General features: G+C 64.5%; 31 protein-coding genes and 1 pseudogene. 16 read left to right on the top strand and 16 right to left on the bottom strand.

Annotated elements, in window-relative coordinates; all coding sequences use genetic code 11:
- Positions 1–164 precede the first annotated feature (164 nt).
- Genes D9601_RS19415 through D9601_RS19430 form a run of 4 tightly spaced genes read left to right on the top strand, consistent with a single transcriptional unit; the run spans position 165 to position 4,007 of the window.
- Positions 165–992: a chromate resistance protein ChrB domain-containing protein gene (locus D9601_RS19415; RefSeq protein WP_198355662.1), complete on the top strand. Its 828-nt coding sequence runs from the start codon at positions 165–167 to the stop codon at positions 990–992.
- A complete protein-coding gene (gene chrA / locus D9601_RS19420) occupies positions 989–2,389 on the top strand; it encodes a chromate efflux transporter (protein WP_198355663.1) in 1,401 nt (466 codons plus the stop codon). The genes D9601_RS19415 and chrA overlap by 4 nt, the downstream gene beginning before the upstream one ends.
- Positions 2,389–3,078, top strand: a complete 690-nt coding sequence (locus D9601_RS19425) for a DUF2490 domain-containing protein (RefSeq protein WP_198355664.1) — start codon at positions 2,389–2,391, stop codon at positions 3,076–3,078. The genes chrA and D9601_RS19425 overlap by 1 nt, the downstream gene beginning before the upstream one ends.
- 23 nt (positions 3,079–3,101) lie before the next feature.
- Positions 3,102–4,007: a DUF1259 domain-containing protein gene (locus D9601_RS19430; protein ID WP_198355665.1), complete on the top strand. Its 906-nt coding sequence runs from the start codon at positions 3,102–3,104 to the stop codon at positions 4,005–4,007.
- Between the two features lie 875 nt (positions 4,008–4,882).
- Here the strand turns inward: D9601_RS19430 and D9601_RS19435 are convergent.
- From D9601_RS19435 to D9601_RS19455, 5 genes and pseudogenes are all read right to left on the bottom strand, one after another.
- Positions 4,883–5,836, bottom strand: a complete 954-nt coding sequence (locus tag D9601_RS19435) for a replication initiator protein A (RefSeq protein WP_198355666.1) — start codon at positions 5,834–5,836, stop codon at positions 4,883–4,885.
- Positions 5,833–6,165: a hypothetical protein gene (locus D9601_RS19440; protein ID WP_198355667.1), complete on the bottom strand. Its 333-nt coding sequence runs from the start codon at positions 6,163–6,165 to the stop codon at positions 5,833–5,835. Before D9601_RS19440 ends, D9601_RS19435 begins: the two co-directional genes overlap by 4 nt.
- Positions 6,165–6,818, bottom strand: coding sequence for a ParA family protein (locus D9601_RS19445; protein ID WP_198355668.1), 654 nt, complete (start codon positions 6,816–6,818; stop codon positions 6,165–6,167). Before D9601_RS19445 ends, D9601_RS19440 begins: the two co-directional genes overlap by 1 nt.
- Positions 6,819–6,883: 65 nt before the next feature.
- A pseudogene (locus D9601_RS19450) lies at positions 6,884–7,518 on the bottom strand (transcription elongation protein SprT).
- 404 nt (positions 7,519–7,922) lie between these two features.
- Positions 7,923–8,840 (bottom strand): hypothetical protein, encoded by a 918-nt coding sequence (locus D9601_RS19455; protein ID WP_198355669.1) that lies wholly within the window; start codon positions 8,838–8,840, stop codon positions 7,923–7,925.
- Between the two features lie 249 nt (positions 8,841–9,089).
- Here D9601_RS19455 and D9601_RS19460 point away from each other — a divergent pair, with 249 nt between their 5' ends.
- Positions 9,090–9,593 carry a hypothetical protein gene (locus D9601_RS19460; RefSeq protein WP_198355670.1) on the top strand — a complete coding sequence of 168 codons (504 nt, stop codon included), beginning with the start codon at positions 9,090–9,092 and terminating at the stop codon, positions 9,591–9,593.
- Between the two features lie 4 nt (positions 9,594–9,597).
- Here the strand turns inward: D9601_RS19460 and D9601_RS19465 are convergent, their stop codons facing one another.
- From D9601_RS19465 to dcm, 4 genes are read right to left on the bottom strand one after another with little or no spacing between them, the layout of a single operon-like run.
- A complete protein-coding gene (locus D9601_RS19465; RefSeq protein WP_198355671.1) occupies positions 9,598–10,002 on the bottom strand; it encodes a hypothetical protein in 405 nt (134 codons plus the stop codon).
- 1 nt (position 10,003) lies between these two features.
- Entirely contained in the window at positions 10,004–11,248 is a 1,245-nt protein-coding gene (locus D9601_RS19470) for a type II restriction endonuclease (RefSeq protein WP_198355672.1), read from the bottom strand.
- A complete protein-coding gene (locus D9601_RS19475; RefSeq protein ID WP_332838061.1) occupies positions 11,235–11,756 on the bottom strand; it encodes a very short patch repair endonuclease in 522 nt (173 codons plus the stop codon). The genes D9601_RS19470 and D9601_RS19475 overlap by 14 nt, the downstream gene beginning before the upstream one ends.
- Positions 11,695–12,996, bottom strand: a complete 1,302-nt coding sequence (dcm, locus tag D9601_RS19480; RefSeq protein ID WP_332838062.1) for a DNA (cytosine-5-)-methyltransferase — start codon at positions 12,994–12,996, stop codon at positions 11,695–11,697. The genes D9601_RS19475 and dcm overlap by 62 nt, the downstream gene beginning before the upstream one ends.
- A 114-nt stretch (positions 12,997–13,110) precedes the next feature.
- On the opposite strand from dcm, the gene D9601_RS20170 reads away from it, so the two are divergent.
- Together D9601_RS20170 and D9601_RS20100 are read left to right on the top strand one after the other, a co-directional pair.
- Positions 13,111–13,302, top strand: coding sequence for a DUF6771 family protein (locus D9601_RS20170; RefSeq protein ID WP_332838063.1), 192 nt, complete (start codon positions 13,111–13,113; stop codon positions 13,300–13,302).
- 34 nt (positions 13,303–13,336) lie between these two features.
- Positions 13,337–13,468 carry a hypothetical protein gene (locus D9601_RS20100; protein ID WP_269769701.1) on the top strand — a complete coding sequence of 44 codons (132 nt, stop codon included), beginning with the start codon at positions 13,337–13,339 and terminating at the stop codon, positions 13,466–13,468.
- Between the two features lie 401 nt (positions 13,469–13,869).
- On the opposite strand, the gene D9601_RS19485 is transcribed toward D9601_RS20100, so the two are convergent.
- On the bottom strand, positions 13,870–14,463 hold the full coding sequence (locus tag D9601_RS19485; RefSeq protein ID WP_198355675.1) for a YlbF family regulator: 594 nt from the start codon (positions 14,461–14,463) through the stop codon (positions 13,870–13,872).
- A gap of 127 nt (positions 14,464–14,590) precedes the next feature.
- Entirely contained in the window at positions 14,591–15,211 is a 621-nt protein-coding gene (locus D9601_RS19490) for a recombinase family protein (RefSeq protein WP_198355676.1), read from the bottom strand.
- Between the two features lie 148 nt (positions 15,212–15,359).
- On the opposite strand from D9601_RS19490, the gene D9601_RS19495 reads away from it, so the two are divergent.
- The 3 genes from D9601_RS19495 to D9601_RS19505 are packed head-to-tail and all read left to right on the top strand — an operon-like array spanning position 15,360 to position 16,746.
- Complete coding sequence (locus D9601_RS19495; RefSeq protein ID WP_198355677.1) at positions 15,360–15,635, top strand: metal/formaldehyde-sensitive transcriptional repressor; 276 nt, start codon at positions 15,360–15,362, stop codon at positions 15,633–15,635.
- Positions 15,636–15,643: 8 nt separating this feature from the next.
- Complete coding sequence (dmeF, locus tag D9601_RS19500; protein WP_198355678.1) at positions 15,644–16,579, top strand: CDF family Co(II)/Ni(II) efflux transporter DmeF; 936 nt, start codon at positions 15,644–15,646, stop codon at positions 16,577–16,579.
- Positions 16,576–16,746: a DUF1289 domain-containing protein gene (locus D9601_RS19505; RefSeq protein WP_198355679.1), complete on the top strand. Its 171-nt coding sequence runs from the start codon at positions 16,576–16,578 to the stop codon at positions 16,744–16,746. Before dmeF ends, D9601_RS19505 begins: the two co-directional genes overlap by 4 nt.
- A 78-nt stretch (positions 16,747–16,824) precedes the next feature.
- Here D9601_RS19505 and D9601_RS19510 read toward each other — a convergent pair whose 3' ends face one another.
- From D9601_RS19510 to traA, 5 genes are all read right to left on the bottom strand, one after another.
- A complete protein-coding gene (locus D9601_RS19510; RefSeq protein WP_198355680.1) occupies positions 16,825–17,268 on the bottom strand; it encodes an HIT family protein in 444 nt (147 codons plus the stop codon).
- Positions 17,265–18,116, bottom strand: coding sequence for a macro domain-containing protein (locus tag D9601_RS19515; RefSeq protein WP_332838065.1), 852 nt, complete (start codon positions 18,114–18,116; stop codon positions 17,265–17,267). The genes D9601_RS19510 and D9601_RS19515 overlap by 4 nt, the downstream gene beginning before the upstream one ends.
- A complete protein-coding gene (locus tag D9601_RS19520) occupies positions 18,117–18,626 on the bottom strand; it encodes a TIR domain-containing protein (RefSeq protein WP_198355682.1) in 510 nt (169 codons plus the stop codon).
- A 190-nt stretch (positions 18,627–18,816) separates the two neighbouring features.
- The gene (locus tag D9601_RS19525) at positions 18,817–19,530 is read right to left on the bottom strand and encodes a DUF6118 family protein (protein WP_198355683.1); all 714 of its coding nucleotides are present in this window, start codon (positions 19,528–19,530) and stop codon (positions 18,817–18,819) included.
- An 8-nt stretch (positions 19,531–19,538) separates the two neighbouring features.
- Entirely contained in the window at positions 19,539–22,466 is a 2,928-nt protein-coding gene (traA, locus tag D9601_RS19530) for a Ti-type conjugative transfer relaxase TraA (protein WP_198355684.1), read from the bottom strand.
- A 151-nt stretch (positions 22,467–22,617) separates the two neighbouring features.
- Between traA and D9601_RS19535 the strand changes: the two genes are divergently transcribed.
- The 6 genes from D9601_RS19535 to D9601_RS19560 form a co-directional block, all read left to right on the top strand.
- Entirely contained in the window at positions 22,618–22,881 is a 264-nt protein-coding gene (locus D9601_RS19535) for a hypothetical protein (protein ID WP_198355685.1), read from the top strand.
- Positions 22,874–23,203 (top strand): conjugal transfer protein TraD, encoded by a 330-nt coding sequence (locus tag D9601_RS19540; RefSeq protein WP_198355686.1) that lies wholly within the window; start codon positions 22,874–22,876, stop codon positions 23,201–23,203. The genes D9601_RS19535 and D9601_RS19540 overlap by 8 nt, the downstream gene beginning before the upstream one ends.
- Before the next feature lie 13 nt (positions 23,204–23,216).
- Complete coding sequence (locus tag D9601_RS19545; protein ID WP_198355687.1) at positions 23,217–23,444, top strand: conjugal transfer protein TraD; 228 nt, start codon at positions 23,217–23,219, stop codon at positions 23,442–23,444.
- A complete protein-coding gene (locus tag D9601_RS19550; protein WP_198355688.1) occupies positions 23,441–23,725 on the top strand; it encodes a hypothetical protein in 285 nt (94 codons plus the stop codon). Before D9601_RS19545 ends, D9601_RS19550 begins: the two co-directional genes overlap by 4 nt.
- Positions 23,725–25,266, top strand: coding sequence for a type IV secretory system conjugative DNA transfer family protein (locus tag D9601_RS19555; protein ID WP_198355689.1), 1,542 nt, complete (start codon positions 23,725–23,727; stop codon positions 25,264–25,266). The genes D9601_RS19550 and D9601_RS19555 overlap by 1 nt, the downstream gene beginning before the upstream one ends.
- 171 nt (positions 25,267–25,437) lie before the next feature.
- The coding region (locus tag D9601_RS19560; RefSeq protein WP_198355690.1) for a DUF3147 family protein at positions 25,438–25,754 on the top strand (317 nt) is incomplete at its 3' end.

Below are 25,754 nucleotides of genomic sequence, written 5' to 3' on the forward strand. Positions count from 1 at the left end.
CTGGCTGGCACCCCGTTTCGGGCTTCACCTCTGAACACGTCGATCGGAAGCCAGGATTGACTTCATCGTAGCGCCGTGGCTGATAGAAGTGGATGGGGATAGCGATCTCCCCATGAGGCGTCAGCCGAAGCATCGCGTCCAGCAATACATGCCAAGGACGCGTCATGCCTGCACTCAACACGATCGGTCCCGACAAGCTCGCACGTCTCGTTGCACTCCCCGGATCGCCATACATCATCGATCTGCGCGCCGATCCGACCGAGACGGTGCCTGGCTCGCGATTACGATCCTTTGATGATCCGGCTTGGCTGACCAGCATTGCCGGTGCGGCCGGCGTGGTCACGATTGATGGTGATGGCGGTGGCCCGGCCGTAGCCGCGGCGGCCGTCCTACGCAGCGAGGGCGTCGCCGCGGAGGCATTGGAAGGCGGCTTCGCGGCGTGGGTTGCGGCAGGATTGCCGACCGTATCGCTGGCTCACCTGCCGCCACGCCATGCCGATGGACGAACCTGGTGGGTGACGCGGGCACGGCCGAAGGTCGATCGCATCGCCTGTCCCTGGCTGATCCGTCGTTTCATCGACCCCGATGCGCGCTTCCTGTTCGTCGCGCCGGGGGAGGTGCTGACGATCGCGGCCCAACAGCAGGCAGAGCCTTTGGACGTGTCGGACGATCGGGTGCTGTGGAGCCATCGCGGCGACCGCTGCACCTTCGACGTAATGCTGGAGGCGTTCGGGCTTGGATCGCACGAACCGCTTGCACGTCTCGCGCCGATCGTCCGCGGAGCGGACACCAACCGGCTCGATCTCGCGCCCGAGGCGGCGGGCTTGCTGGCGATCTCGCTTGGCCTGTCGCGCGTCCATGCCGACGACCATATCCAGCTCGAAGCAGGCATGGCGGTCTATGACGCCCTCTACCGCTGGAGCCGCGATGCGCGCGGGGAGACGCACGACTGGTCCTCGCACCAGCCCGCACGCGGGAAGGCAACGGCATGAACACCACAGTGCTGCAAATCGACGCGCCGGCACGGCCGACGCCGGTGACGCTCGGCGAAGCCTTCTGGGTGTGGCTGCGGATCGCGCTGCTCTCGTTTGGTGGCCCGGCGGGGCAGATCGCTGTGATGCACCGCATCCTGGTCGAGGAAAAACGCTGGATCGGCGAGCATCGTTTCCTGCACGCACTCAACTACTGCATGTTGCTGCCCGGCCCCGAAGCGCAGCAGCTCGCCACCTATATCGGCTGGCTGATGCACCGCACGAAGGGCGGGATCGTCGCTGGCGCGCTGTTCGTGTTTCCTGGCGCTGTAGCGATCATGGCGCTGAGCTGGGTCTATGTCCTCTATGGCCGGGTCGGCATCGTCTCGGCGCTGTTCTTCGGCCTCAAGGCGGCGGTGCTGGCGGTCGTGTTGCAAGCGGTCGTGCGGATCGGCGGGCGGGCGCTCCGGACCAACGCGGCGCGCGCGCTCGCCGCGGTCGCATTCATCCTGATCTTCTTCCTCGGCGCGCCGTTCCCGCTGATCGTTCTCGGCGCCGGCCTGATCGGTTGGTGGGCAGGCCGGCGGGGTGTCGCCGCCTTCAAGGGCGGTGGCGGGCATGGCGCGGCCGGCGGCGCGATCGTCGCCGACGCGGACACGCTGCTCGGGGAGGAGCTGCCGGCGCACGCGAACCCGGGCTGGCGCGAGACGGTGCAGACCGCGCTCGTCTGGCTGGCGCTGTGGCTGGTGCCGGTCGTGACGCTGCTCGCCGCGCTCGGTCCCGACGACGTGTTCAGCCGGATCGCCACCTTCTTTTCGACGATGGCGATGGTGACGTTCGGCGGAGCCTATGCCGTCCTCGCCTATGTCGCGCAGCAGGCGGTGGAGAGCTATGGCTGGCTCCAGCCCCGCGAGATGCTCGACGGCCTCGGCATGGCGGAGACGACGCCGGGGCCGCTGGTGATGGTCCTCCAGTTCGTCGGCTTCCTCGGTGCCTATCGCGATCCCGGCGGGTTGTCGCCGCTGGTCGCCGGCACGCTGGGCGGGCTGCTCGCGACCTGGGTGACGTTCGTGCCCTGCTTCCTGTGGATATTTCTCGGCGCGCCGTTCATCGAGCGGCTGCGCGGCAACGCGGCCGTCGCCGGTGCGCTGGCGGCGATCACGGCAGCGGTGGTGGGCGTCGTTCTGAACCTCGCCGTCTGGTTCGCGCTCCACACCTTGTTCCGCGCCACCGTGCCGGTCGCGGCCGGTCCGATCCGGTTCGACGCGCCGGTCCTCGCCAGCCTCGATCCGTGGGCGACGCTGCTCGCGGCCAGCGCGGTCGCGGCGGTGCTCTGGTGGCGCGCCGGCGTCATCACGACGCTGCTGGCGACATCGGCCGCTGGCCTCTTCCTCTACATGCTGGGACTGATCGCCTGATGCTGAATCTCCGACGCCTCTGCCCGGTCCTGGCCCTGTGTGCGGTGATCGTCGCCAGCGCGCCCGCCCATGCGGAGGACGATGCACAGGCATGGGGATCGGTGATCGCCACCGGGGCGGTGCGCGGCGACCTGTTTCTGTGGCTCGAAGCGCAGGCCCGCGCGCTCGATGACGTGGGCGGGGGCAGTCAACTCATCGTCCGCCCGGCGATCGGCGCGCGGATCGCGCGCGACGCCCATGCCGTCGTCGGCTACGCTTATGTCCGCACCGATCCGGAGACGGGCCGGACCACCAACGAACATCGCATCTGGCAACAGGTTCAGTTCGCCGCCCTGCGGACGAAGGCGGGTGCGCCGCTGGTCATCAGCCGCACCCGGCTCGAACAGCGCATGATTGAAGGTCGCGACGACACGGGATGGCGGCTGCGCCAGTTCGTGCGGCTACAGGCCCCGATCGCGCGCAAGGGCGCGGTCCAAGCGGTCGCCTTCACCGAAGGGTTCTTCAACCTCAACTCGACCGCGTGGGGCGCGCGCGACGGGGTGGACCAGTGGCGCACCTTCATTGGGGTCGGCTTCCCGGTGGCGAAGCGGATGCGCCTCGAACCTGGCTATCTCAACCAGCATGTCTTCCGCCGCGGCGAGGATCGCACCAACCATGTGTTGAGCGCGACCCTGTTCGTCGGCCTTTGACGACTCAGGAAGGAGTGACGCATATGTTGAAGACGATCCTGTTGGCCGGGGCGCTGACCCTCGGCATTGCGGCTCCGGCATCGGCCGCACCGGACTGGCCGGCGGTCGATCGCGCGTTGGGGCGGCCGGGCACCGAACAGGCTGGCGGCGTGCATCGCTACGGCTTCCCGCGCTCGGACCTCAAGGTGACGCTCGACGGCGTGGCGATCAAGCCGGCGCTGGCGCTCGGCTCCTGGGCGGCGTTCCAGCCAATGGGCGACGAGACGATGGTCATGGGCGACCTGGTGCTGACGCACGAGGAGGTGAACCCGGTGATGAGCCGGCTGCTGGCCTCGGGCTTCACGATCACCGCACTCCACAATCACCTGCTGCGATCGGCGCCGGCGACCATGTATATGCACGTCTCGGGGCACGGCGATCCGGTGAAGCTGGCGACGGCGCTGCGTCAGGCGCTTGCCGTCAGCGCCACCCCGCTCGCCTCGCCGTCACGGGATTCGCAACCGCCCGCAGCCGGGGCGGGGTCGTCGCCTCCGATCGACCTCGACACCGCCGCACTCGATCGAGCGCTGGGTGCGAAGGGCAAGCCGAACGGCGGTGTCCTTCAATACAGCTTCCCCCGGGCCGAGCGGCAAATGGACGGAGGTATGGAAACGCCGGCGTCAATGGGAACGGCGACCGCGATCAATTTCCAGCCCACCGGCAACGGCAAGGCGGCGATCACCGGCGACTTCGTGATGGTCGCGAGCGAGGTCGATCCGGTGCTGCGCGCGTTGCGCGCCGGCGGGATCGAAGTCACCGCGCTTCACAACCACATGCTCAACGACGAGCCGCGGCTGTTCTTCATGCATTTCTGGGCGAACGACGACGCGGGCAAGCTGGCTCGCAGCCTGCGGAGCGCTCTCAACAAAATGAACAACAAGCATGGCTGAGGTTCGGCCATGACCCCGGTCAATTTTCCTGATTGGGAACCCATAGCGAGACAGCCGGGGAGTATGCGCTGATCGCGCGGATCGTGACTGCCCGGTTTTCCCAAAATCTGTTCCCGAATGGGTTTTCCCGAAATGGCGCGTTGAAGATGGAGAAACGGGACGCTCCGCAAACGTGCGTATGCGTGACGGAGCGCCTGTCTATCTCGATCGGCATCGAACGGTGTCACCTAACCCGTCACGCGATCTATGCGCCCTAATCGGTCCCGGCTCGGGGCGGAATGACACGCTAACGGCGGACCCTTAGCGTACGATTTCGACCATCCTCTCACCGGACCCCATAGCCGTCGGGATAGCGCCCTTTCCGCCTCTCAACCTGCGCGACGCCGACAGTCACACACCGCCGGATCGGCTTGGCTTCTCCCGGAAGCCTGCGGCCGACAGGTCGCTTCTGTGACGGCGTTAGCCGGCACGCATCAAAGACGCATTGGCCTTTTGGCCAATTCCGCATGCCCTTTTGTTGCTGGTTGAACCGAGTGCTGCGGTTAAATGATTCTGTTAAATAGGAATCGTTAAGAAGGTTAAGGCTCAAAAATGAGTCGAAAAAGTGAGGATTCCTGCGGCTTTCCAGACCTGCCTGGTGGGTGAAACCCCGTGATTCGGTGGGTGATCCCCCGATAGTGCGGTGGGTGATCCCCCGAAGCAATGGTGGGTGAAACCCCGAGCCAACCGATCCTGAAATGGAGCTTTCCGGATCGGTTATCCACAGACAGGTGGCTGGGGCGGCATCAAGCGGATTGCCTCAACGCAGATTGGTCGACTCACGCCGGTGGGTGAAACCCCGATATTCGGTCTTGCGGTGTGTGAAACCCCGATAGTCAGCGCCGCCCGGCGAGCTGATCCATGCGGGCATCCACCTCCTCGGTACGCTGGCGATCGGCGTCGAAGCGCGCGCGTCGCTCCTCCTCGGCCCGCATCTTCTCGGCAAGCGCCAGCGCCTCGGCCTCGCCGCGCCGCTTGAACAATACCGCGGGGCTCCTGTCTGCCGTCTCCGTCAGCGCCATCGTGTAGTCGGGAAGCTGGTCGGCCTCGATCACGCGGCGAAGCATCCGGTTGAACTCTTTGGGCTGAGCATCACTGCCGGTCTTGTCACGGAGCAGCTCAACGCGGCAAACCCACCCACCCTGCTGCGATCCGACGTGCTTGCGTCCAATGCGATACAGCGCCCGCTCCAGCCCCCCGGACAGGAGGAAATAGTCGGGGTGCATGGTCAGCAGCGACTTCTCGTTGACGATCCCCTCATAGACCCAATCGGAAAGGGTCAGCGTCATGCCGCGGGGCTGTTCGGTGTCGGCGTCGGTGTCGAACGTCCAGCTATCCAGCCAGTTGAAGCCAGCCTTTTGCCGGCGCTTCGTTGCTCGTATTGAGGTCGTGATGCTGGTGGTCTGGAGCCGGAGGAGCGCCGCCTGCAATTCCTGATAGTCCCGGCCGCCGGTGCTGCGCTTGATCGCGCGCAACAGATCATAGGGCGTGGTCGTCAGCGTGCGGGGCAGGTCGTTCAGTCCCTGCTGCTTCATGCGATTGAGCGTGGACGCCGCCCATATCAGAATATCGGCGTCCCATATCGTCGCCATGCCGTAGTCGGGGATCGCCTGTACGCGCACCCACGCCTCGCCGTCCGGGCTCTTGTATTCGATCGGCTTCAACCGCTTGCGCTTCTGGAGCGAAAAGAACGGCCGCTCCATGACCTCGCGCTGGTCGCGGAGCGGAAGGTCACCCAGCGCCGGGATGAACAGGTCGAACTCGGGGTTGGGATCGCGCCGCTTGCTCACGGCGCGAACCGGGTGTGACCGCGCTTGACCAGATACTGGCGAAGCAGCCGCTCAGTGATGACAGTCAGCGGCTCCCCGCCCTCCTCGACGCTGAGCTGGCGGAGAGCGCGATGCATGTCCTCGGGAATGTGGATCAGCACCGGCTTCTTGCCCGGGTGACTGCTGCGCCGTGCCGGCACGGCCGGGGTAGGTGCGTCGGCCGTCTGCCGCGATCGGCGCGGCGACACTGCCGGACGCGGCTCCGGTGCGGTGTCGGCGACGGGAGTTGGGGCCGGCTCCACGGGTTCGTCATCGAAGATGCCGGCGAGCGCGGAAGGCTTGCGCGCCATTATGCCGCCTCGCTTACTGGCTTAGTCGTATAGCCGCTTAGTCGCTTAGCCTCTGCATACGCGGAACGCAGCTCGGCCGCCGCCTTGCTGTCCGGCTCCGTCTCCGCCGCGGTGCGCCCCAGCGGCGTCGCCTTGTAGAAGTCCTTGCGATAGTGGAGCCGGCTGTCGAACAGCGTCACGCCCTTGGCCGCGAAGCCGGCGCTGGCCTCGCTCCCCTCCCCGCCCTGATGTGGAACCTGGGTGAGGATGACGGCGAACGGCGTGCCGGCCTGCTGCACCTGCTTGACCGTCTGCAACACCGAATGAACGTCGAGGCCGCGCGGCGCGACGGGGATGATGACGAAATCCGCCTGCTCGGCTGCGAGCATGGCAATGTCCTTGGAGTTCGCCGGCGTGTCGATGATGATGAGATCGATCTTGCCGCTGCCCCGCCCGCGCGAAACGTGGAGCGGCAGGCCGGCGACGCTGCTGTCCTTCACCGTCACGTCGTCGTCGTCGCGGCGCTCCGACCAGTAGAGCGCCGATCCCTGCCGATCGTCGGCATCGAGGATCACGACGGATGCCCCTTCCCTCGCCGCCTCGACCGCGAAGCCGGTCGATAGCGTCGTCTTGGACTGCCCGCCCTTCTGCGCGATGATCGCCCATACCTGCATAGCTGCTGCTCCCTACTAAGCGGCTAAGCGACTTATGCAGCTTAGCCGCTTAGTCGTAAAGTGTCTTAGTCGTTGCATTCGGTATCGCTGTCGGCGTCGAGTGGATCGTGACGCATCGCGCCGTGCCCTTGGGCGGGACATAGCGGCGCGCCGACTTCCTCCAGCCATTTGCGCGCGGTTCGCACGGTGTAGCCGCATGTCGCGCACTCGCATTTGAGCAACCGCGCTGCCTGCTTCTTCGGCCGCGTCGTCTCGCCGCCGGTGTCGAGCCGGGCATGGGGGAGGGGGCCGGCAGCGGCAAGGATTGGCGCAACCGCAGCGAGGAAGGCGTCGCCGGGCGTGGTGGCGGTCATCTTGCCGACCAGACCCAGGCCAATCGCGACCCGTTTAAACGCCTTCCCATGCCCGGCGGCGATCCCGACCGCGGCGTGGACCAGCTCGTGCGCCAGGATCGCCGCGATCTGCGCCGGCATCGCATGGGGGCGTGGGCCAGGTCCGGCCGGATGAAGATTTCGAAATGGCCGTCACCGCTGCAACGGTTGTCCCAGCACTCTCCGATTGCGCGGCCCCGCGCGCCGCGGCTGGTAAAGCCGATCGCGACGCGAACGCGGGAAGGCAGGGGGGCGTCCAGCACCTCGAACAACGGTGCCATGCCGATCGCCACGCGGTTCAGCCAGCTCTCGCGATTGTCGTGATCCATGTCCCGCCTTCCTTCCTTGCATCGCCATCGGGCGATGGCCCTCGGCCATCGGCCCTGCCTCGTGGCGAACAGCGGGGGGTGAGGGGGCAGCGGGAATCTGCTGGGGTGGTGCGGGCGCAAGGAGCGAAGCGGAGGAGCCACGGCCCGGCTGATTGCCGTTGCTGGGAGAGGGGGGCGGCGCTCCCCTTTCCCCTCCCCGACAAACCTACGTCGCCGGCGTCGCCGGCGTCGCTCGGCGGGCGTGCCCGCGCCCGCTCGCGCGAGCGATCGTCACCCGCATGGGGCGAGACGCTGCAAGCGGCTCGATCGGAGCGAAGCGGAGATAGAGCGCGATCCGGAACGGACGCGTAAATCCTGCTTACTGGCTTATTCGCTTACTAGCTTAGTCGCTTAGCCTCTTTGTGTCAGAGCAGGGCACTGGATCGTCCAACGACCCGGTTCATGTCGTCGCCAAAGACCGAAAGTGGGCGGTACAGGTCCGTTCCGTTGATGTTGACGGCGTGCCGCGCATCGCCCGCTGCCAGAACGCGGTTCATTACTGCCGCGTGGGTCGCGTCGGGCATATAGATCGCCGAAAAGCCCATACGCTTGTAGAGGCTCATTCTGGAGCTGGTCCAGAACTCCTCCGGCTCCTTGAAGAAGCCGAAACCGACCCCTTCGATCGAATTGGCGGAATACAACAGCCGCTCGCGCGCGACCTCGCTCTTGATCGATATCACCAGGTTGGTCGGGGCACAGGGTATCAGAATATCGCCCAGCGCCTGCAAGGATGCCATCTTGCCGCTGTTCATGAGAACATGGCCCGGCATTTTCCATATCGGCCATCCCGTAGCGTCGGTGAACATGGCAGGGATGCCGGCGCTCGTTAGAACCTCGCTGCAAAGCGATTCCATGATCGCCCCGCCAGCTCCGCACGGCATGGCCGGACCCGGATTAAAGCCTGGCCCCTTATGCGGATGCTGTATGAGGAAGGCGTCATGCACATTTGCTGACGTAATAGGCGTGCCAAGGGTAAGCTCGCAGAAGTGAACAATGGCCCTTGCGGACGAGGGTATCTTGATCTGGTTGTAGAGGCAGGGACACACCCTGAGAAGCCGGTCAAACGCTGCCTTGGGCATCGGTATCTGCTGCGCCTGCCACGGGGATAGCAGGTTCAGCACCGGACTTGGCGGCACTGTGGGGCCATTGGGAAAATGCGCATTCAGCCACGCCGCTGCCGCGGCCTTGGTCCCCGCCTGCAAGCCAAGGGCAGGATTATCGACCAGTTGCTGCCAGCTCAGCGGGTTTGAGGCCGCCGGGCAATGAGGATGAAGACAAAGCACGTCGCACGATAGCGAGCCGCGCCAACGACGTTAAGGCGTTGCCCGGCAGAACGACGACGGCGCTCTCCTCCCTCTATCGGCGTCGCATCACAGCCACGCCGGCGCTTTCTAGGGTGGTCGTCACTCGCAGGGCGATGGGCCGCAGCCAGCCGAAACTGCCACGCCGGCTCCCAGCCATACATCGCGGGAACTATATTGATACATTGCCGTTTTTATTGCATAGATGGCGATACTAACAGGGAGGTATCCATGAGCGACATTGTAGCGGTGTTCACGTCGAAGTCGGTTGAGACAATTTTGGCGGACGGGGGGTCGCAATCTTGGGCTTTGGATCGGGTACGCGCCTCAAGGTGCGATTATCTGGTGGTATGCCGCAATGCGAACGATCAGCCTGAAGGCCCGGAACCGCACGGGTCCGCATTTCTCGTCGGCAAGGTGTCAGACGTGGTGGCCTCTACCGAGACGGCGGGTCGCTACAAAATACTCATCAGCCACTACGCACTCGTGACTTGGGAGGATGAGTGGGGAGGGGCGCGCAACCCGGTCGCCTATTGGAAGGACAGCGACTACACGGACGACGACGGCAAGGTGCGTGACTTCAAGGCGCTCGACTTCAAGAAGGTCGAGGATTTTACGGTGGATCGGGCCGGGGACAATGCTCCTGCCAGCCTGACGATCGCCGCGGCGAAGGCGGGCTTGGCAGCAACGTTCAATGTGCCCGAAACCGCTATCGAAATTACGATCCGCGCCTGAGCCGTCAGGCGCGGCGGGCCGATACATTCAGCAAAGTTACCAAAGCATGGCGAAAGTCCCCCCGCGCGGGGGGCTCGCCATCGCCCGCTTCGAGCCAGTCCAGCCCGGAAAAACGCGGGTCGTAGGGGTGGTGGACCCTGCTGCGGGCAAATGCGTCGAAAGCTGTCGAGACATGCGGCGGCTGCTCGGTAAGGGAAATCTGCCCCGTACCCGCAAACCATTCGTCTATAGCTTCAATGAGGCCAAACAGCGCCCGCAAGGCCGATGGACTTGCTGCAACCGGACGAAGGAATGGGGGCCAATCGTGGGCGATGGCGCGTTCGGGCACATCGACCGGCAAGTGGCCCAGCTCCCGCCGGAGATTGTCCATCCAGCGGAGCTGCGGACGATCATGGTTGAGGCGCGTCACGTCAGCCCCCGATCGGCAGCAGGCGCACATCGCCGATGAAGCTCTCCAGCGTTTGGAGGTGCGGGCGAACGTCCTTTGGAAATGTATCGGCGATGCCGGCAGGCACCACGAGCTGCACGCCCGCATTGGTCATCTCGCGGAACTGCGGCTCGGATACACCTTCCTGCAAGGTCAGCAGGTGCTTGGCAGGGATGCGATCGGCCTCGTTGAGGATTTGCCGCCAGCGGTCCTTGCACGTCGTCTTTACCGCCAGCATCCGTAGCCGGTCGGCAGGGAAATCGGCGTCGCGATAGGCGGCAACGGAGGGGAACAGGAAGTCGGGCCGCTTGCCGGGTTCGGATTCGGGCTGATGGGCGAAGTGTGTTCCTTCGATCAGCCGCTCCTCCATGAAGATCGCGCGGGTATGCAATTCCAGCGATCGGCCGGACCTCGCCTTACGGCGCTGGAGAACGGTCTGAGCACGGGCGATGAAGTCGTCCACCGACGCGAACCCGGCCTGTATGTGCGGCAGCTCGATAGCCTGTTCGACGCTGCGGAAAATCTCGAACTCGCAATCACGGCGACGCATCAGCCGCTTGTCGGGATCGAGGCCGGCGTCAGCGCGCAGCTCGACGGCCTTGCGGATGATGTCGACGCCGGACGGAAACTTCGTCCGCCATGCCGCCGGGATTTCATCGTCGGCGAGCCAGCAGTTCGCCCGCACGGGCGGCCCCTGCAACAGGCCGAGCAATCCGCCCTGCGCCGGCGGCCACAGCAGCCATTTGCCTGGTTCAACCGGACCGACGCGATCCTCAACCAGATCCTCTTCCGTTTCGTGCCGGCAAACCCAGACATGGCAGTCGGCCACCTCGGGCGGCGTGACCTTGCGGAATGCAAAGATGGTCAGCGCACCGGTGCTTTCCGGATCGAGCAGCGCAGACGCCCCACCCCCGAAGTTCGTGACCCTCGTTTCATCACGGCCGCGCTTGGCGGTCGTGTCGTGATAGTGGTTGTTATACCAGACCGCTCTCACCTCCCTGTGGTCGGCATGGGAATCGACGTACAGGCTGAACCATACGTCAGGGTTCTTCACGTCCTTGCGGTTGAGTGCAGGAAAGATCGGGAACAGCACCTCACGCGGGATGTAGGGGCCGGCCTGATGGCTCTCGTTCGCCAAGGTGTCGTTGCCCGACAGGCGTTTCACGTACCAGACGAAGCCCGGGCCGCCATATTCGTCCAGCCACTCGACAAGATCACCCACCGGCACGCAGCGTCCCCCTGATCTCACCCTGCTTCCGATCGGAGCGGAGCCAGTCGGCCGCGAGTGGCATGACGGCATCCGCCCCGATCCGGCCGGGACCTTTCATCGAGCATTCCCAGATTTTCAGCACGCGCCATCCGGCATGGTCAAGCGCAGCCTCCACCTCGGCGTCGCGCTCCTGATTGCGCCCGATCTTCTGCCGCCAGAAATCCTGCCGGGTGCCCGGCCAGCGGAACAGCGGGCAGTCATGCGCGTGCCAGAAACAGCCGTGAATGAAGATGACTGCGCGCCACCGTGACAACACCATGTCGGGTTTGCCGGGCAGGGCGCGATCGTGGAGCCGGAACCGGAAACCGAGGGCATGAAGGCCGCGCCGCACCACCAGTTCGGGTTTGGTGTCCTTCCCCCTGATCCCGGCCATCATGCGGCTGCGCGTCGCCGCATCGACTATATCACCCGGCAAGCGCCAGCTTCCGCTGAAGCCGTTCCGGCGCGATCTCGGCGCGATCGACAAGCCACGGCAGCATATGCTCGGCGACCGCCTTCACTACCGGCACCACGACGGCGTTGCCGAACTGGCGATAGGCCTGCGTGTCGGACACGGGAATGATGAAGTCGCGGCCATCAGGTTCATCGAACCCCATCAGCCGGGCACACTCGCGCGGCGTCAGCCGGCGGGGGTTCTTTCCCTTTTGCTCGACAAGGATTTCCGATCCGTCCTTGTAATACCGTGCCGACAGGGTGCGGGCGACGTCGTTCGGTCCGACCAGCCCGAACCCGAAGCCGTTGCCCGCTGCCTTGTGCTTGTCGGCATATCCCTGGAGGTAGCGCCACAGGTGATCGGTCAACGTGTACTTCTCCGACACCGAAGCGATGTTGCCACGGGTGTAAGGGGAGTCCAGCTCCTCGGTGCCGTCCTCGGGATGCAGGATGGTGCCGAGTTTTGGTCCGTTGAGCATGTCGGGCAGCACGAGGTCCGCGAAGGTAAAATCGTTCGGGTCACGGAAGCCGACAATGAAGATGCGCTCGCGTTGCTGGGGCACGAACGCCTTGGAGTTGATGACCTTCCAATGGACCTGATAGCCCAGCTCGGCCGTCAGCGTGCGGTGGATGACCTCGAACGTCCGGCCCTTGTCGTGGTTGACCAGATTCTTGACGTTCTCCAGCAGGAACGCCCGCGGGCGGTGGTGCTGGATGATCTTCGCCACGTTGAAAAACAGCGTGCCCTGCGTCTCGTCGGCGAAGCCGTGCGGCCGGTTGAGCGCGTTCTTTTTCGACACCCCGGCGATTGAGAAGGGCTGGCACGGGAAGCCAGCCAGCAGCAGGTCGTGTGCCGGGATGCTCTCCACCGCCACCTTGGTTATGTCGCCGGCGACCTCATGCTCGCACTCGTAGTTGGCGAGGTAGGTGGCCTGCGAATATTTGTCCCACTCACTGGTAAAGACGCATTCGCCATACTCATCAAAACCGCGGCGCAGGCCGCCGATACCGGCGAACAGGTCGATGAAACGGAAGGCTTTGCCCGGCGATTTCGTCTGCGGCTTCGCCGCTCGACTATCGCGGATCATCGTGTCGAGCAGCTTCACGGCCGCCCGGCGTGGCCGCGTCAGCCCGCGCTCCCAACGATAAACCGTACTGCGGGAAAAACCCGCCAAGTCGGCAAGGGCATCTACGCTGATGCCGGCGCTGGTACGAAGACGGGAAAACTCGGATACGGATGGCAAGCGGCACCTCTGGGAAGATTTGTGCCACAATGACGCTGCGATTCCCTTCAGGCAAGAACAAAAAGGAACCACTCGGCATTCCCTGCTAGCCGCTCATCGCAAAGCTGCTTGCCTCATACGTTCCTTATATGTTCTCCTGCGGCTATGCCAAGTGTCAGCCCCGAGTCTGTCTCTGCCGCCATCCGTTCGGCTCCCGCCTTTGCGCGGCTTGGGCTGTCGATGCGTGATCCACACTATCGCGAGCGCGCGATCGAGGCGCTGTCGCTGGCGATCGTTGAAAAGCTGGAGGCACCAGCGCCCGTGCACGACGCCAACCAGATACCGCTGCCGCTCTGATCCAGTGCGATACCTTGCCGGCATCGCTGCGATCATGCTGGCGGGCGGCTGCGAGCGGGCCGGCGAGGATCACTACGGCCGCACGCTCGCGATGGTCGCGGGTGATAGCGGCGATCTGTCCTGCTGGCAGCTCGGCCGCAGGCAAGCGATCTACAAACCAGCCTGAGACAACGGCGGTCGCGTTGCGCACGCCTGTCCGTTGCTGACCGACTGACGTGACGCCGGCGGTTCGCGCCGGTGCGGGAGCAACCCCGAAAAAAGATATGGACGCCGTTGGTGGCCCCGCAGTATTGTTGGTCCACAGTAACGGCACACGGCCATTACTGTTCTTTGAAAACAAAAGAAGGCTTTTGCCTATGGTATTAAGGAAAACACATTATGACTTTTATTATTCCAGTTACAATCGTTCTAGGTAGTCCAACTCTTAAGGGTGCGGTTATCACCGTTGCTCTTACAGTTTTTGGATGGGCACTCAATCGGGCACCCCGCCGCACAAACTGACGATGTAACGCATGTCCGGGAGCGCCGCCGCGCTCCCGGCATGTCAGGCACCGCTCGACTTGGCCATCAGTAGCCGCCCAGCATCCTGCTCATCTCGGCCTGCGCATCCCGGATGGCACGGTAGGTCGGGCTCTCGTGCAGTTCACGCATCGCCCGCATGGAAGGGCTCTCATGAATCCGACGGGCCGCCTCCTGCGCTGCCAGGAAAGCGGGGCTGTTCACCAGCTCCTGCGCGGCACGAAAGGCCGGACTCTCCTGCAAACGGCGGGCCGCCTCCTGCGCCGCTATGAACCTGGGACTGTTGGCCAATTCCTGCGCGGCGCGCATGGATGGACCCAGCGCGTCCTGCATCCGCCGGTGCGCCTCCAGCATCTGGCGAGCGGTGCGCGGAGAGTAGGGTGTGCTCGCCCGACGTGCAGGCACGGACACCGCGGATCGCCGGGCCTGGGCGTCGGCAAGATAGCGTGTTCCTTGGTGCTGCCACTTGCCTTGCAGCCGCCGCACCGCCGTCTCGGTTGGCTTGTCGAGGGCGCGCTTGATGGCCGTGGTCGGCTTGAGCGACGGGTCTGCCGCCAGCATGTCAGCCACCTTCCTGAGCGTGGGGCTGTCGTCCAGCCCTGTGCCGCGGGGGCGACCGCGGGTTCGCTTGTTGCTGCTCATGGTCGATCCTTTCATCTGATCGGGAAAGGATGGCGGCAAATCAGGCAGGTTCAAGTGAGAAGAAATGAAGTCGAGAAGCGCGGATAAATCGATGCAATAACTGCCGATGCCCGGGTGGGAGCGCGGATTAATCAGTTAGGGTTGGCGAGGCTAGCGCGTTGCCCTGACGCCCCCGTTCACCAGCACCTCGCGCGCGATGCTCACGCAACACACGCTGCACGGTCGATCGCGACACGCGAAACAGGCTGGCGAGCTGGGCAGGGGAGCCTTGGCCGGCTTCCGCCTTGGCGATGATCTCGGCGCGCTGCTGGCCGGTAAGGCTCGGCCGGCGACCAAGATGGCGGCCGGCGTTGCGCGCATGGGCCAGCCCGCTCATGGTCCGCTCGCGAATCATGGCGCGCTCGAACTCGGCGAACGCGCCCAGCATCTGCGTCATCAACCGACCTGGCGCGGTGGTGGTGTCGATCGCCTCTGTCAGCGACCGGAAGCCGGCGCCGGCGGCAGTGATCGCTTCCAGCGTGAAAAGGAGGTCGCGGAGGGAACGGGACAGCCGGTCGAGCTTCCACACCACCAGCACGTCGCCGGGCGTCAATGCACCGATCGCGCGCGCCAGTTCGCGCCGATCGGCCTGACCGCCCGACGCTTCCTCCTGATAGATCGGATCACACCCTGCGTTGGTCAGCGCACGAAGCTGCGGAGCAAGGTCTTGGGTGTCGCCGCGGGACACCCGCGCATAGCCGATTTCCATGCATGTATTCTGACACGGGGTTCTGACACCTGCAAACCCTTGGAAAAGCTGGGGCAGGGTGCTGGTGTCACAACCGGACGGTTGTGACACCAGTGCACAAGCACAAACACTTTACCTCGCACTGAAAATAGGGGTAGGGGGTATCCGTATGTCTCATCTTACATCATCAAATGCTGACCTAGTGGCACGGGTGAAGCGCATCGCCGGACAGGTCGGTGCCGTAGAACGATCGCTGACCTCCGGCTCCACCTGCACCGAGGTGCTGCACCTGGTGGCGGCGGTCAGGGGCGCGGTGAACGGCCTGCTTGACGAAATCATCGCCGAGCATCTCGAAGCGCACGTCTCACGCGCTGGTCTCACTGATGAGGAGCGCCACGACGGCGCGGAAGAACTGCTGGCGGTCATCCGCCGCTACTCGAAGTAGGACCGACGATGGCGACTGTTCCCGAACTGAACACCTACGCACACGATCACGTGTTCCTGGGTGCGGCGCATGACGAGAATGCGCGGCGCACCCGCTGGGTGGTGGTGCTGACGGCGGTGATGATGGTGGGCGAAATCATCGCCGGCTACGTCACCGGCTCGATGGCGCTGCTCGCCGATGGCTTCCACATGGCGACACACGCTGGCGCGTTATCGGTCGCGGCTGGGGCCTATTCGTATGCCAAGCGGCACGCGCACGATCGGACCTTCAGCTTCGGCACGGGTAAGGTCGGCGATCTGGCAGGCTTCGCATCGGCGATGGTGCTGGGCCTGATTGCGCTTGGCATCGGGGTGGAGTCGGTGCTGCGGCTCTTCCAGCCGATCAAGGTCGAGTTCGGGGAGGCCACGATCATCGCCGCTGTCGGCCTTGCGGTGAACATCGCCAGCGCCTTCCTGCTGTCGGGCGGGCACGGTCACCACCACGGGCACGGCCACGATCATCATGGGCATCGGCATGGCGCTCACCAAGGCGACAACAATTTGCGCTCGGCCTACATCCATGTCCTCGCCGACGCGCTTACCTCGGTTCTCGCCATCGCCGCGCTGCTGACGGGCCGGTATCTGGGCTGGGTCTGGATGGACCCGGTGATGGGTATCGTCGGCGCAATCGTCATCGCCCGCTGGTCGTGGAGCCTAATGCGTGACACCGCGGCCGTCCTGCTCGATCGAACTGACGCGCATGTTGCCGATGAAGTGCGCGAGCTGGTCGAGGCGCGGGGCGATGCACGGATCGCAGACCTTCATGTCTGGCGCGTCGGTCCGGAGGCTCACGCGGCGATCGTCGGGGTCGTCGCCGATCTCGGCGTCAGCGGTGCCGCAATCCGCGATCGGCTGAAGCCGGTGCACGAACTGGCGCACCTGACGGTCGAAGTAGTCTCACCATGAAATCGCCCTGCGTGGAGCTGTGCAGCTTCGACGGCCGTACCGGTTGGTGCCGTGGATGCGGGCGCACCAAGGAAGAATGCCGTGCGTGGAAGAAGGTGCAGCCGCATCAACGAAACAAGGTTGCGGCCGATCTGCCTCGCCGCTTAAGCCGACTGTCGAGGGGCTGACCGGCAGAACAGAAAGATCGCCGGTGCAGTGTCATAACCGAACGGTTGTGACACCGGTGCCTCCAGCGCGAGACGTTCTCAAGGTGCTTTGGCGAGTAGCCTTTCCGCTATTTTATCCGTTTCCTCGACCGATATTTCTTCTACCTTGCCGAATTCAGTCCCGCCGCCATCAAGTGTGCCCGCAACATGGAAATGGACATGGCTAATCGCTTGTCCGGCTGGGACACCATTGTTTTGCCAGACTGCAATTCCTGGCTTGGCGTAAGCACGGTCGATTAATATCGCGGCCTCTCGTACCGCTATCGCAACAGCGGCGGCCTCTGCGTCAGTTAGTTCGATTATAGTAGGCACATGCCTGATTGGCAGAACAAGTAGGTGAGGCTTACCCCTTTGTTCGCGAGTGACGAATGTTGCCGTGTCCTTGGTTCGTGACAGGATTGTATAGGGTCTTTCATGCCGCAAATACGCGCAGAACGCACAGCTGTCGTTCTCGGGAAGCTGTATATAGCTAGGTTTTGTCATGACGAACGCAACGACGATAGAAAGGACTGTAATCCGAGCCGATCCAGTTTTTCGTAATCAACGGGCCTGACAACGATCCGCAGCTCATCACAGATTCTACTTTTGCGGGACGCAAACATAAAAGAAAGAAGCGTGAAACGTATTGCATCCTGAGCTGGCATAACACTAGAAAGTCTGGCCTGCCCCCCGCCTATCACTGGCATCGCAACCGTGCCGCCGTTACCTTGGCGAGATATCTCATCCCAAAGCATGCTGAGGCTTGCCCACAGCTTATCCGGCGTGGAATGCGCGTTGTTGTTCGCATCCATTTCGCAGTAAGCCAAGAAGAATAACAATCTCGGTCCATGCTTCAAAGTCGCGACTGTACCAATACCATACTGGTCTTGCTTTCCATCTTTTTGGATGTTGCCGATAACGGTCTTGCCAACCAGCGAACTATCAAGTTCTTTGTCTAGACGCTTGAGATCGCCACCATATAGCTTACTTAGCGCCTGACCCTGAAGGCTTGCGTTAGATATTATCGTAGGAGGTTCGGTGTCGAATGTGTCAACCGTGCCGATCACGAGATGGCTCTTATCGTCGAGCAAATCACCCTTAGCTATAGTAATTCTAGTGTTAGGTGAGTCATACTGCTGCGTTATAGGCCTAGGCCACGAAAGTACTATCCCACTGATTATTGAAAGAACTAGCGTACCTACCAGTCCAGGCATACCCTGAAACGTAGTAAGCTTTGGAAAAAGCACGTTACTAGTCTGTAGAAATAGCGCTAAAACGCCAAACGAGGCAAAGGACTTCGTTGAGAAGTGCCTAGCAAACCTCCAGGTTCTCAAATCACTTAGAATTGGCATCTACAATCCGAGATCGCTGTATGTTTGCGCCGGATATTGGTGTGGCCCTGTCTTCTTACCTGCCGAGAACTCGGATACGTAATTATCCAGAGCATGCATGATTATCTTAGGCTGGAAAGATGTCGATACGGTAAAATAATCCACATCCAATAACGCATTTGGAATAAAGCTTCTATCTATGGTTCGGTCACCATCGAGGTTTGAAACCACAATAGGAAGCTTAAACTCCTTTATAACCTCTATCTCATGTGCGAGGAAAGACACGTCATCGTCCCCCTTCCTTTTTGCGTCTTTGCTCCCAAGAAGGACAATCTGTTTAGCGTTCTTCAAGCGCTCCCTCAAATTTCGTTTGATAGTCTCCGGCTTACTAGTGTCCCGGGATATGAAGAGATCATGAGCATCGAAAAAGTTAAACTCGATTTTCGAGTTTTCCCGCCATGCTTCCATCAGGCGATAGCTGCTGATGTTTTCACTGGCGAACGCAACGTAGGTCTTATTACGATAAGCCATGCTTCCCCCCTGTCTTTCATCTCGGCAATCACACTATGAACGCGCCACCACCACAGAGTGGCACGATTGGCGAATGCTACGTCGCACCAGCATGGTTTCCAAGGTGTCGTTTTCGCCGGCACACGTAAGGGCGCCAAGCTGACCCAAGGGATCGCGTATATAGACCTTCGAGCGACCATCTAAATCGTCGTCACTGCCCCCGGCGCTGCTCGCCGGGTCCGATCCGCACCGTGCAGGACACCGCCTCGCGCGCCTTGGCCGCAGCGCGCTGGCATCGTTCAATCGCTGCCTCATTGTCCTGCATCACGATCGCGCCCCGGACCATCGTGTTCCACGTTTTGGGGCGGCTGACACCCGCCAGCCGGCGACTGGCGTCCCAAGTGTCGAGGCGCAGCGTTCGTGCCGCCATTCGTTCCGGCCATAGCCAGCTTTCCGGCACGGCGCGCGCGACCGCGCCGGCGAACGCCGCCCATAGCAACATGCCGAACGCGACCGCGCCGATCGCCGTCCAGGCAAGCCATCGGTTCTGCTCGTCGCCGCGCCGCGCCGACGCGATATAGCCGTGCAGCGCGCGGGTCGCGTCCTCCAGGCTCTTGCCCGCTGCGGCGATCGTCCGCTGATCCTCAGCCCTGACGGTACTGCCCGCCGCCGCGACCTGGCGCGCGATGCCCTCGGGCGTGATGGTGATGCCGGGACGCTCGGCCAGCACGTTCATCCGCTCCGACAGTTTGCTGATGGCCTGCGCGATCCGGCCCAGCGTCTCGTCGTAGTCCTTGGGCTGGGGCAGCTCGGTGCGTTCGGCCGCCAGCCGCTCGACGGCGCGGCGAAGCAACGTCACCTCCGCCCGCAATTCCTCGAAAGCTTCCGCCGCCGCGTCGTCGCCGTTCCGGTCCTCGTCGGCCATCCGCTCTCCTACAGGCTCATGCCGCGGTCGCGCTCACGCCCGCCGCCGATCGACTGCGCCAGTTCCTGCCCGATCGACCGGCCGCGCTCCATCTTCAGCTCCAGCTCGGGCAAGCGGCGATGCAATGCGGATTCGAGCTGGGGATCGCGGTGCAACCCGCCTGCCGCCTTCTCCATCCGCTCGCGGATCTTTGCCGCGCCTTTGGTGTCGCCGGCGCGCTCCATGCCAGCATGGGCGCGCTGCATGGTTTGCCAGCCTTCAACGAACCGGCCGGCGCGCAGCTCGGGGTCGAGCCGGACACGCTGTTCCTCGGCCATCGCGCGCGACGCCCCGCCCGTGTTGCCCTGCGCCGCCTGCTCGATCAGCTTCGGATCGCGGCGCATGGCGGATGCAAGATCACGGGCCGCCCCCGGCCGCACGCCGTCCAGCGCCTCGCCGGCACGGGATAGAGCCTGGGTCTGGTGCGGCAGCACCGGGAGGCCCTTGTCTTGCATCCGCTCCACGTCAGCCGCTGCGCGGGCATAGTCACGGATTGCCCTGGCCTGATCGCCACGCTCGCTGGCGATCGGCGCGGCGCGGTCGCCCCCCGCCGATGCCGCCCGCTCCGGCGTGGCCTTCGGCTTGAACCCGGCGAACATGCCGCGCGCCTTGTCGCGGACCTTCTCGACCACCTGGCGCGCGAGTTCCGGGAACCGGATCTCGCGCCGATCGGCGAAGGCGCGGGCGTGGTCCTGCTCGCTGCGATCGGGCGCATAGTCGCCGGCCATGTCCTTGCCGCGGTCGCGCGACAGCACGCGGGCGAGCCTGCCCTGATCGGCGAAGTCGTCGCGGCCATAGTGGAGCTGCACGCCCTCGCGATGCCTCGACAGCCCGACATAACCGCTGTGCCGGTCCATCCCCGGCGTGGCGAGGACATGCGCGCGATCGACCGTCACGCCCTGCGATTTGTGGAAGGTCGCGGCATAGCCGTGATCGACCGCGGCATAATCCTTCGCCGCGAACGTCACCTCGCGCCCGCCGTCGAGCCGCACCGTCATGCCCTCGGGGCTGACGCGGCCGATCGTCCCCAGCGTGCCGTTCTTCACCCCCAGCGACCGCTCGTTCCGCAGGAACATCAGGCGGTCGCCCGCCGCGAAGTCGCGGGCACCCCGGTCGGCCGCGAACGCCACGTCCTCGCCCAGCTCGCCGTTGGCGCGAAGCCGATCGCGCGCTTCCCCGTTCAGCTCGCGGACCTCGGCATTGGTGTGGGTGAGGATGATGCGCGACTGGTCGGGATGGGCGCGGCGCTGGCGATCCCACCCGTCCACCAGCTCGGCCCGCGCAGCCTCGCGCGTGTCGGCCGCCTGGACCATGCCGTGCGCGGCATAGGCGTCCAGCGCCTCGCCCGTCCGGCCCGTGGCGAGCGCCCGGGTCGCCTCCTTCTGCCAGTCCTCGCGCTGCCGGCGGACCTCGGTGATCTCGGCCGCGCCGTGCCGCTCGGTGATCGACCGGAACGCCGCGCCCGCCTCGATCGCCTGCAACTGCTCGGGGTCGCCCACCAGCACCACCTTGGCGCCGGCGTCACGCGCATGGGACAGCACCCGCTCCATCTGGCGCGTGCCGATCATGCCGGCCTCATCCACCACCAGCACGTCCTTCGGCCCGAGCTGGTCGCGACCCTGCGCCCAGCCATGCTCTAGGCTGGCGATCGTGCGCGACCCGATCCCCGATCCGCCCTCCAGATTCTCGGCTGCGATCCCGGACAAGGCCGCGCCGCGCACCTGGTAGCCCTCGCGCTCCCATGCCTCGCGAGCGACGCCCAGCATCGCCGACTTGCCGGTGCCGGCATAGCCGACGACCGACGCCAGCCCATCGCGGCCGGTGATGCGGTCGAAGGCGTCGCGCTGCTCGTCCGACAGAACAAGCCCCCGCCCCTCGGCCGCGTCCAACGCACCGGCACGCTGGCGATCGGACACACAATGATCGCTGCGGCGCGCCAGCTCGTCACCGGCCTTCTCCAGCCGCGTCTCGGTCGCGATCATGTCGCGAGAGGTAAAGCGGTCCTGGTCCCGCCCATCCTTCCCCAGCGCCACCAGCTCGGGGCTGGCGCGCACCGCCGCCATCACCCGGTCGAACTGCTCCTTGCCGTCCGAATGACGGAACGCGAACGTGGCAAGGTCGCGGGTGGTGAAGGTCGATTGCTGCCGGGTGATGCCGTCCAGCGCGATGCGTGGGTCGGCCGCGATCTTCTCGCCGTTCTCGCGCGCAATCCGCCGGTGATCGTCGGCGCGCTCGGCATCCTCGCCGCGTGTCTGCCGGCGCATCCCGGCCGGGCCGATCTTGTGTTGCGGCTCCAGCTCGATGCCGCGGTCGGCGTGGCTGCGATGGTCGATCCGGCCCTCCAGCCCCAGCTCGGCCATGCGCTCGTTGACGTGGGCGGCCCATGCCTCGCGCCAGCCCTGCAACAGCTCCCCGCTGTTCCAGTCGCGGTTCTTCTGACCGAACCCCTCCGGCCCCACGTCGCGCATCGACAGCATGACGTGTGCGTGCGGCTTGGGGCTGCCATCCTTCGCCTGGTCCCAATGCACGTTGAGGTCGGCGACCATCCCGCGCTTCACGAACTGCTCGGCGACGAAATCGCGGGCGAGCGCGACGCCCTGCTTTTCGTCCATCTCGCGCGGGATCGAGAACTCGACCTCGCGGGCGAGCTGCGCGTCCTTGCGCTTCTCGCCGGCCTCCACCTCGTTCCAGAGCGCGGTGCGGTCCCTTAAACGCTCCGGCGCGCCTTGCGGCAACATCACTTCGGAGTGGATGACGCCGGCCTTGTTCGAGAAATCGTGGTTACGTCCAAGCCGCTCATCGTGCAGCTCGGATGCGGAGCGATAGGCGGCGGACGCGACGGCGCTGGAGCCGTTGGCTCGGCTGATGACCTTGGCGCTGAAATGGTAGATTGCCATCGCGTCCGCCATCATGCACTTCTGAGCGCACGTCGGCAACGACGTATAAGCGCGCACTCACGATCTGCTTCGCATCTCCTGACTGACTTGCCCTGCTTTATGCTTGCGCTCCCCGTCTGCTCTGTCAAACTGACTGAACAAGGAGAGCATGATGAGCCGTGCTTACGAGGAAGCGATGGAGCGACGCCGCGATGCGTACGTCGCTCAAGCGCTCGGGATCAGCGTCGACACGCTTGATGATTACCCCTTTGATCTGGACGAGAATGCCAGCGACGACGGCATAGTCTATGGCTGGCGCGTCCTGTGGAACGACGAGGCCCCGCCTGGCGTCGATGCGAACGGAACGCCGGGGCTGCTGTGGTCGGACATTCCTGCCGCGCCGGATGAACCCGACGAGGATGATCGCGATGCGTAAGGTGCGCGATTACGATGCGGAGCTGAAGGCGCTCGGCGACAAAGCCAAAGCGCTCAAGGCGAAGCGGGTGGAACAGCTCGGGGCGCTGGTCACCGCAACTGGTGCCGACGCTCTCGATGCTGAAACACTCGCAGGCGTGCTGCTCGACGCGATCGGATCGAAGGATGCGAGCGCGAAGGAGGCATGGCGCGCGAAGGGCGCGGCGTTCTTTCATCGGCGCGGGCGCAAGGGTGGCGGCGCTGCTGCAATCGACGGATCGGGCGCTGCAACTGAACCGCGCGGCGACGCTGCGGACGGAAGCGGGGCAACGGCGAACGGATAGCAGGGGCTGGGTCGTGCAACGCCGCGAACGCACCCGCCACCTGATCGAACTGGGCGGCCTCGTCCAGAAGGCCGGGCTGGTCGATCTCGCCGACGACGATCGCGCGACCATCTACGGTGCGCTGCTGGAGTTGGTCGGCAAGGCAAGGAGCGAGGCTGGCGACGACACGCTGGCATTGTGGAAGCGCCGCGGCCGGCGGGCGTTCGACGCGGAAGAAGCGGAACGGGAGACGGGCGAATGACGACGATCGACCTCGACACGCTGCGGAGCGAAGTCCGCGCCCTCGACTATGTGCGCGGCAACTCGGCTGAAGATACGATGTGGCGTGAGGACGACGAGGACGCCCGCGCCAACCTTGCGATCGAAGGCATACCGCTGACGGCCGAGGATGACGCGCTGTTCGACATGCTGCGCGACGAACGAGTGCCCCCTTCCCTCGCCACGGCTATCCTGCTCAGGCTGCTCGGCCATCCCGACGCCGATCCGGCATTGGCGATCACGCCCGCCGGCGCGAGCTGCTGATGCCACTGCGGATCGGGCCGCTATGGGCGCTGCTGATCGGCTTCGTCGTCCTGATGGCGAGCAACAGCTGGCTCAAGGGCATCTTCGGCGTCGGCGAGATCGCGACCGACGTGCCGTTCCTGCTCACCGGCCTGGTCCTGTTCGCTATCTGGAAATTCAACCGCCGTGGCGGCACCCGCAACACGCTCTTGGGCTCAGCCCGGTTCGGCGATCGCCGCGACCTGGCGAAGCTGGAAGGCTCGGGCGATCTCGTCATCGGCCGATCGGGCCGTAACAACAAACTGCTGCGCTACGACGGCCCGGCGCATCTGCTGACGATGGCGCCCACCCGCTCGGGCAAGGGCGTCGGCACGATCATCCCCAACCTGCTGCTGCTCGACCGCTCGGTGATCTGCATCGACCCCAAGGGCGAGAACGCCCGCGTCACGGCCCGTACGCGCAGCCGGAAGGGCGATGTGTGGTGTCTGGACCCATTCGGCGTCTCCGGGCGTCCTGCGGCCCGCTACAACCCCCTGGCGTGGCTCGATGCCGCCAGCCCGGACCTCGCGGAAGACGCACAGACGGTCGCGGACGCGCTGGTCCACGACGCACCGGGACAATTGGGCGAGGCGCATTGGAACGAGGAAGCCAAGGCGCTCATCGCCGGCGTCATCCTGCACACCGTCATCCATGAGCCTGTGTCCCAAGCTACGCTGGCGACGGTGCGCGACAAGCTCACCCGTGATCCTGCCGGCTTTGCCGCGCTGCTCGCCGACATGCAGGCCAGTACCGGCGCGCACGGTCTGATCGCACGCGCCGCCAACCGCCAGCTCGGCAAGTCCGATCGCGAGGCCGCCGGTGTGCTGTCGTCCGCCCAGCGTCACACCCATTTTCTCGACAGTCCCCGCATCGTGCACAGCACATCGGCGTCCGATTTCCGGTTCGCGGACCTGAAGGAGCGGCCGGGCACCGTGTTCCTGTGCCTGCCGCCTGACCGGCTCGACACCTATGCCCGCTGGCTGCGGCTGCTGGTGAGCCAGGCCGTCACCGACATGGCGCGCTCCCCTGCCCGGCCGGACAAGCCGGTGCTGTTCCTGCTCGACGAGTTCGCCGCGCTCGGCCGCCTCGATCCGGTGGAGCGCGCGATGGGACTGATGGCTGGTTACGGGATGCAGCTCTGGCCGATCCTCCAGGACATGCACCAGCTCAAAGCCACCTATGGCGAACGCGCCGGCACCTTCATGTCCAACGCCGGCGTGATCCAGACGTTCGGGGTCAACGACTTTGCCACCGCCGACATGCTCTCGCGCACGATCGGCGACACCACCATCGAATATCAGACCTTCGGCACCTCCAACCCGGCGAGCATCTTCAGCGGTGGCACCCGCTCGGAAAGCGCCAGCGGCCACGTCGCCGCACGCCGGCTGGCGACGCCGGATGAAATCATGCGGATGAACCCCGACGATCTCCTACTGCTGCGGCAAGGCCAGCACCCGCTCGTCGTCGGGAAAATCCGCTACTATGCGGAGCGCGAGTTCGCCGAACTCTATGATCCGGCCTGATCCCACACACCCGTAAAAACCGGACCATAGCGGGGTCCGGTGAGAGGATGGTCGAAATCGTACGCTAAGCCCGGCGATCGTCCCGATTGGGATGGTTTAAAGAGAACGAAAAAAGCTTCTCTAAACCCCGTCCAAATGAGAAGGGCACACCGAAAAGGCGCCAAGTGCGACATGCTCTATCTAGCTTTGAAAGCTGCAATCTCGGGCGTCCTGATCGCCATCGCCTCGACGTTGGCAAAGCGTTACCCGGGCTTCGGTGCGCTGGTCGCGTCGCTGCCCCTAGTGTCGATGCTGGGCATGATGTGGCTGTGGAACGAGAAGCCCGACACCGCGAACATGGCCGCTCACGCGCAGGCGACATTCTGGTTCGTCCTGCCATCGCTGCCGATGTTTCTGCTCATCCCGCTGCTGCTGCGCCACGGGGCGGGGTTCTGGCCCGCGCTTGCGCTGGGGTGCGGGCTGACGATCGCGCTCTACCTAGCGTTGGT

Origin of the sequence: Sphingomonas sp. MA1305 (genome assembly GCF_016107325.1) — a bacterium.
Taxonomy (GTDB): domain Bacteria; phylum Pseudomonadota; class Alphaproteobacteria; order Sphingomonadales; family Sphingomonadaceae; genus Sphingomonas.

Coding starts and splice junctions, on each gene's coding strand:
- D9601_RS19415 (WP_198355662.1), top strand. CDS start 165: ATGCCTGCACTCAACACGATCGGTCCCGACAAGCTCGCACGTCTCGTT.
- chrA (WP_198355663.1), top strand. CDS start 989: ATGAACACCACAGTGCTGCAAATCGACGCGCCGGCACGGCCGACGCCG.
- D9601_RS19425 (WP_198355664.1), top strand. CDS start 2,389: ATGCTGAATCTCCGACGCCTCTGCCCGGTCCTGGCCCTGTGTGCGGTG.
- D9601_RS19430 (WP_198355665.1), top strand. CDS start 3,102: ATGTTGAAGACGATCCTGTTGGCCGGGGCGCTGACCCTCGGCATTGCG.
- D9601_RS19440 (WP_198355667.1), bottom strand. CDS start 6,165: ATGGCGCGCAAGCCTTCCGCGCTCGCCGGCATCTTCGATGACGAACCC.
- D9601_RS19445 (WP_198355668.1), bottom strand. CDS start 6,818: ATGCAGGTATGGGCGATCATCGCGCAGAAGGGCGGGCAGTCCAAGACG.
- D9601_RS19460 (WP_198355670.1), top strand. CDS start 9,090: ATGAGCGACATTGTAGCGGTGTTCACGTCGAAGTCGGTTGAGACAATT.
- D9601_RS20170 (WP_332838063.1), top strand. CDS start 13,111: ATGCCAAGTGTCAGCCCCGAGTCTGTCTCTGCCGCCATCCGTTCGGCT.
- D9601_RS20100 (WP_269769701.1), top strand. CDS start 13,337: ATGCTGGCGGGCGGCTGCGAGCGGGCCGGCGAGGATCACTACGGCCGC.
- D9601_RS19485 (WP_198355675.1), bottom strand. CDS start 14,463: ATGAGCAGCAACAAGCGAACCCGCGGTCGCCCCCGCGGCACAGGGCTG.
- D9601_RS19490 (WP_198355676.1), bottom strand. CDS start 15,211: ATGGAAATCGGCTATGCGCGGGTGTCCCGCGGCGACACCCAAGACCTT.
- D9601_RS19495 (WP_198355677.1), top strand. CDS start 15,360: ATGTCTCATCTTACATCATCAAATGCTGACCTAGTGGCACGGGTGAAG.
- dmeF (WP_198355678.1), top strand. CDS start 15,644: ATGGCGACTGTTCCCGAACTGAACACCTACGCACACGATCACGTGTTC.
- D9601_RS19505 (WP_198355679.1), top strand. CDS start 16,576: ATGAAATCGCCCTGCGTGGAGCTGTGCAGCTTCGACGGCCGTACCGGT.
- D9601_RS19510 (WP_198355680.1), bottom strand. CDS start 17,268: ATGACAAAACCTAGCTATATACAGCTTCCCGAGAACGACAGCTGTGCG.
- D9601_RS19515 (WP_332838065.1), bottom strand. CDS start 18,116: ATGCCAATTCTAAGTGATTTGAGAACCTGGAGGTTTGCTAGGCACTTC.
- D9601_RS19520 (WP_198355682.1), bottom strand. CDS start 18,626: ATGGCTTATCGTAATAAGACCTACGTTGCGTTCGCCAGTGAAAACATC.
- D9601_RS19525 (WP_198355683.1), bottom strand. CDS start 19,530: ATGGCCGACGAGGACCGGAACGGCGACGACGCGGCGGCGGAAGCTTTC.
- traA (WP_198355684.1), bottom strand. CDS start 22,466: ATGGCAATCTACCATTTCAGCGCCAAGGTCATCAGCCGAGCCAACGGC.
- D9601_RS19535 (WP_198355685.1), top strand. CDS start 22,618: ATGAGCCGTGCTTACGAGGAAGCGATGGAGCGACGCCGCGATGCGTAC.
- D9601_RS19540 (WP_198355686.1), top strand. CDS start 22,874: ATGCGTAAGGTGCGCGATTACGATGCGGAGCTGAAGGCGCTCGGCGAC.
- D9601_RS19550 (WP_198355688.1), top strand. CDS start 23,441: ATGACGACGATCGACCTCGACACGCTGCGGAGCGAAGTCCGCGCCCTC.
- D9601_RS19555 (WP_198355689.1), top strand. CDS start 23,725: ATGCCACTGCGGATCGGGCCGCTATGGGCGCTGCTGATCGGCTTCGTC.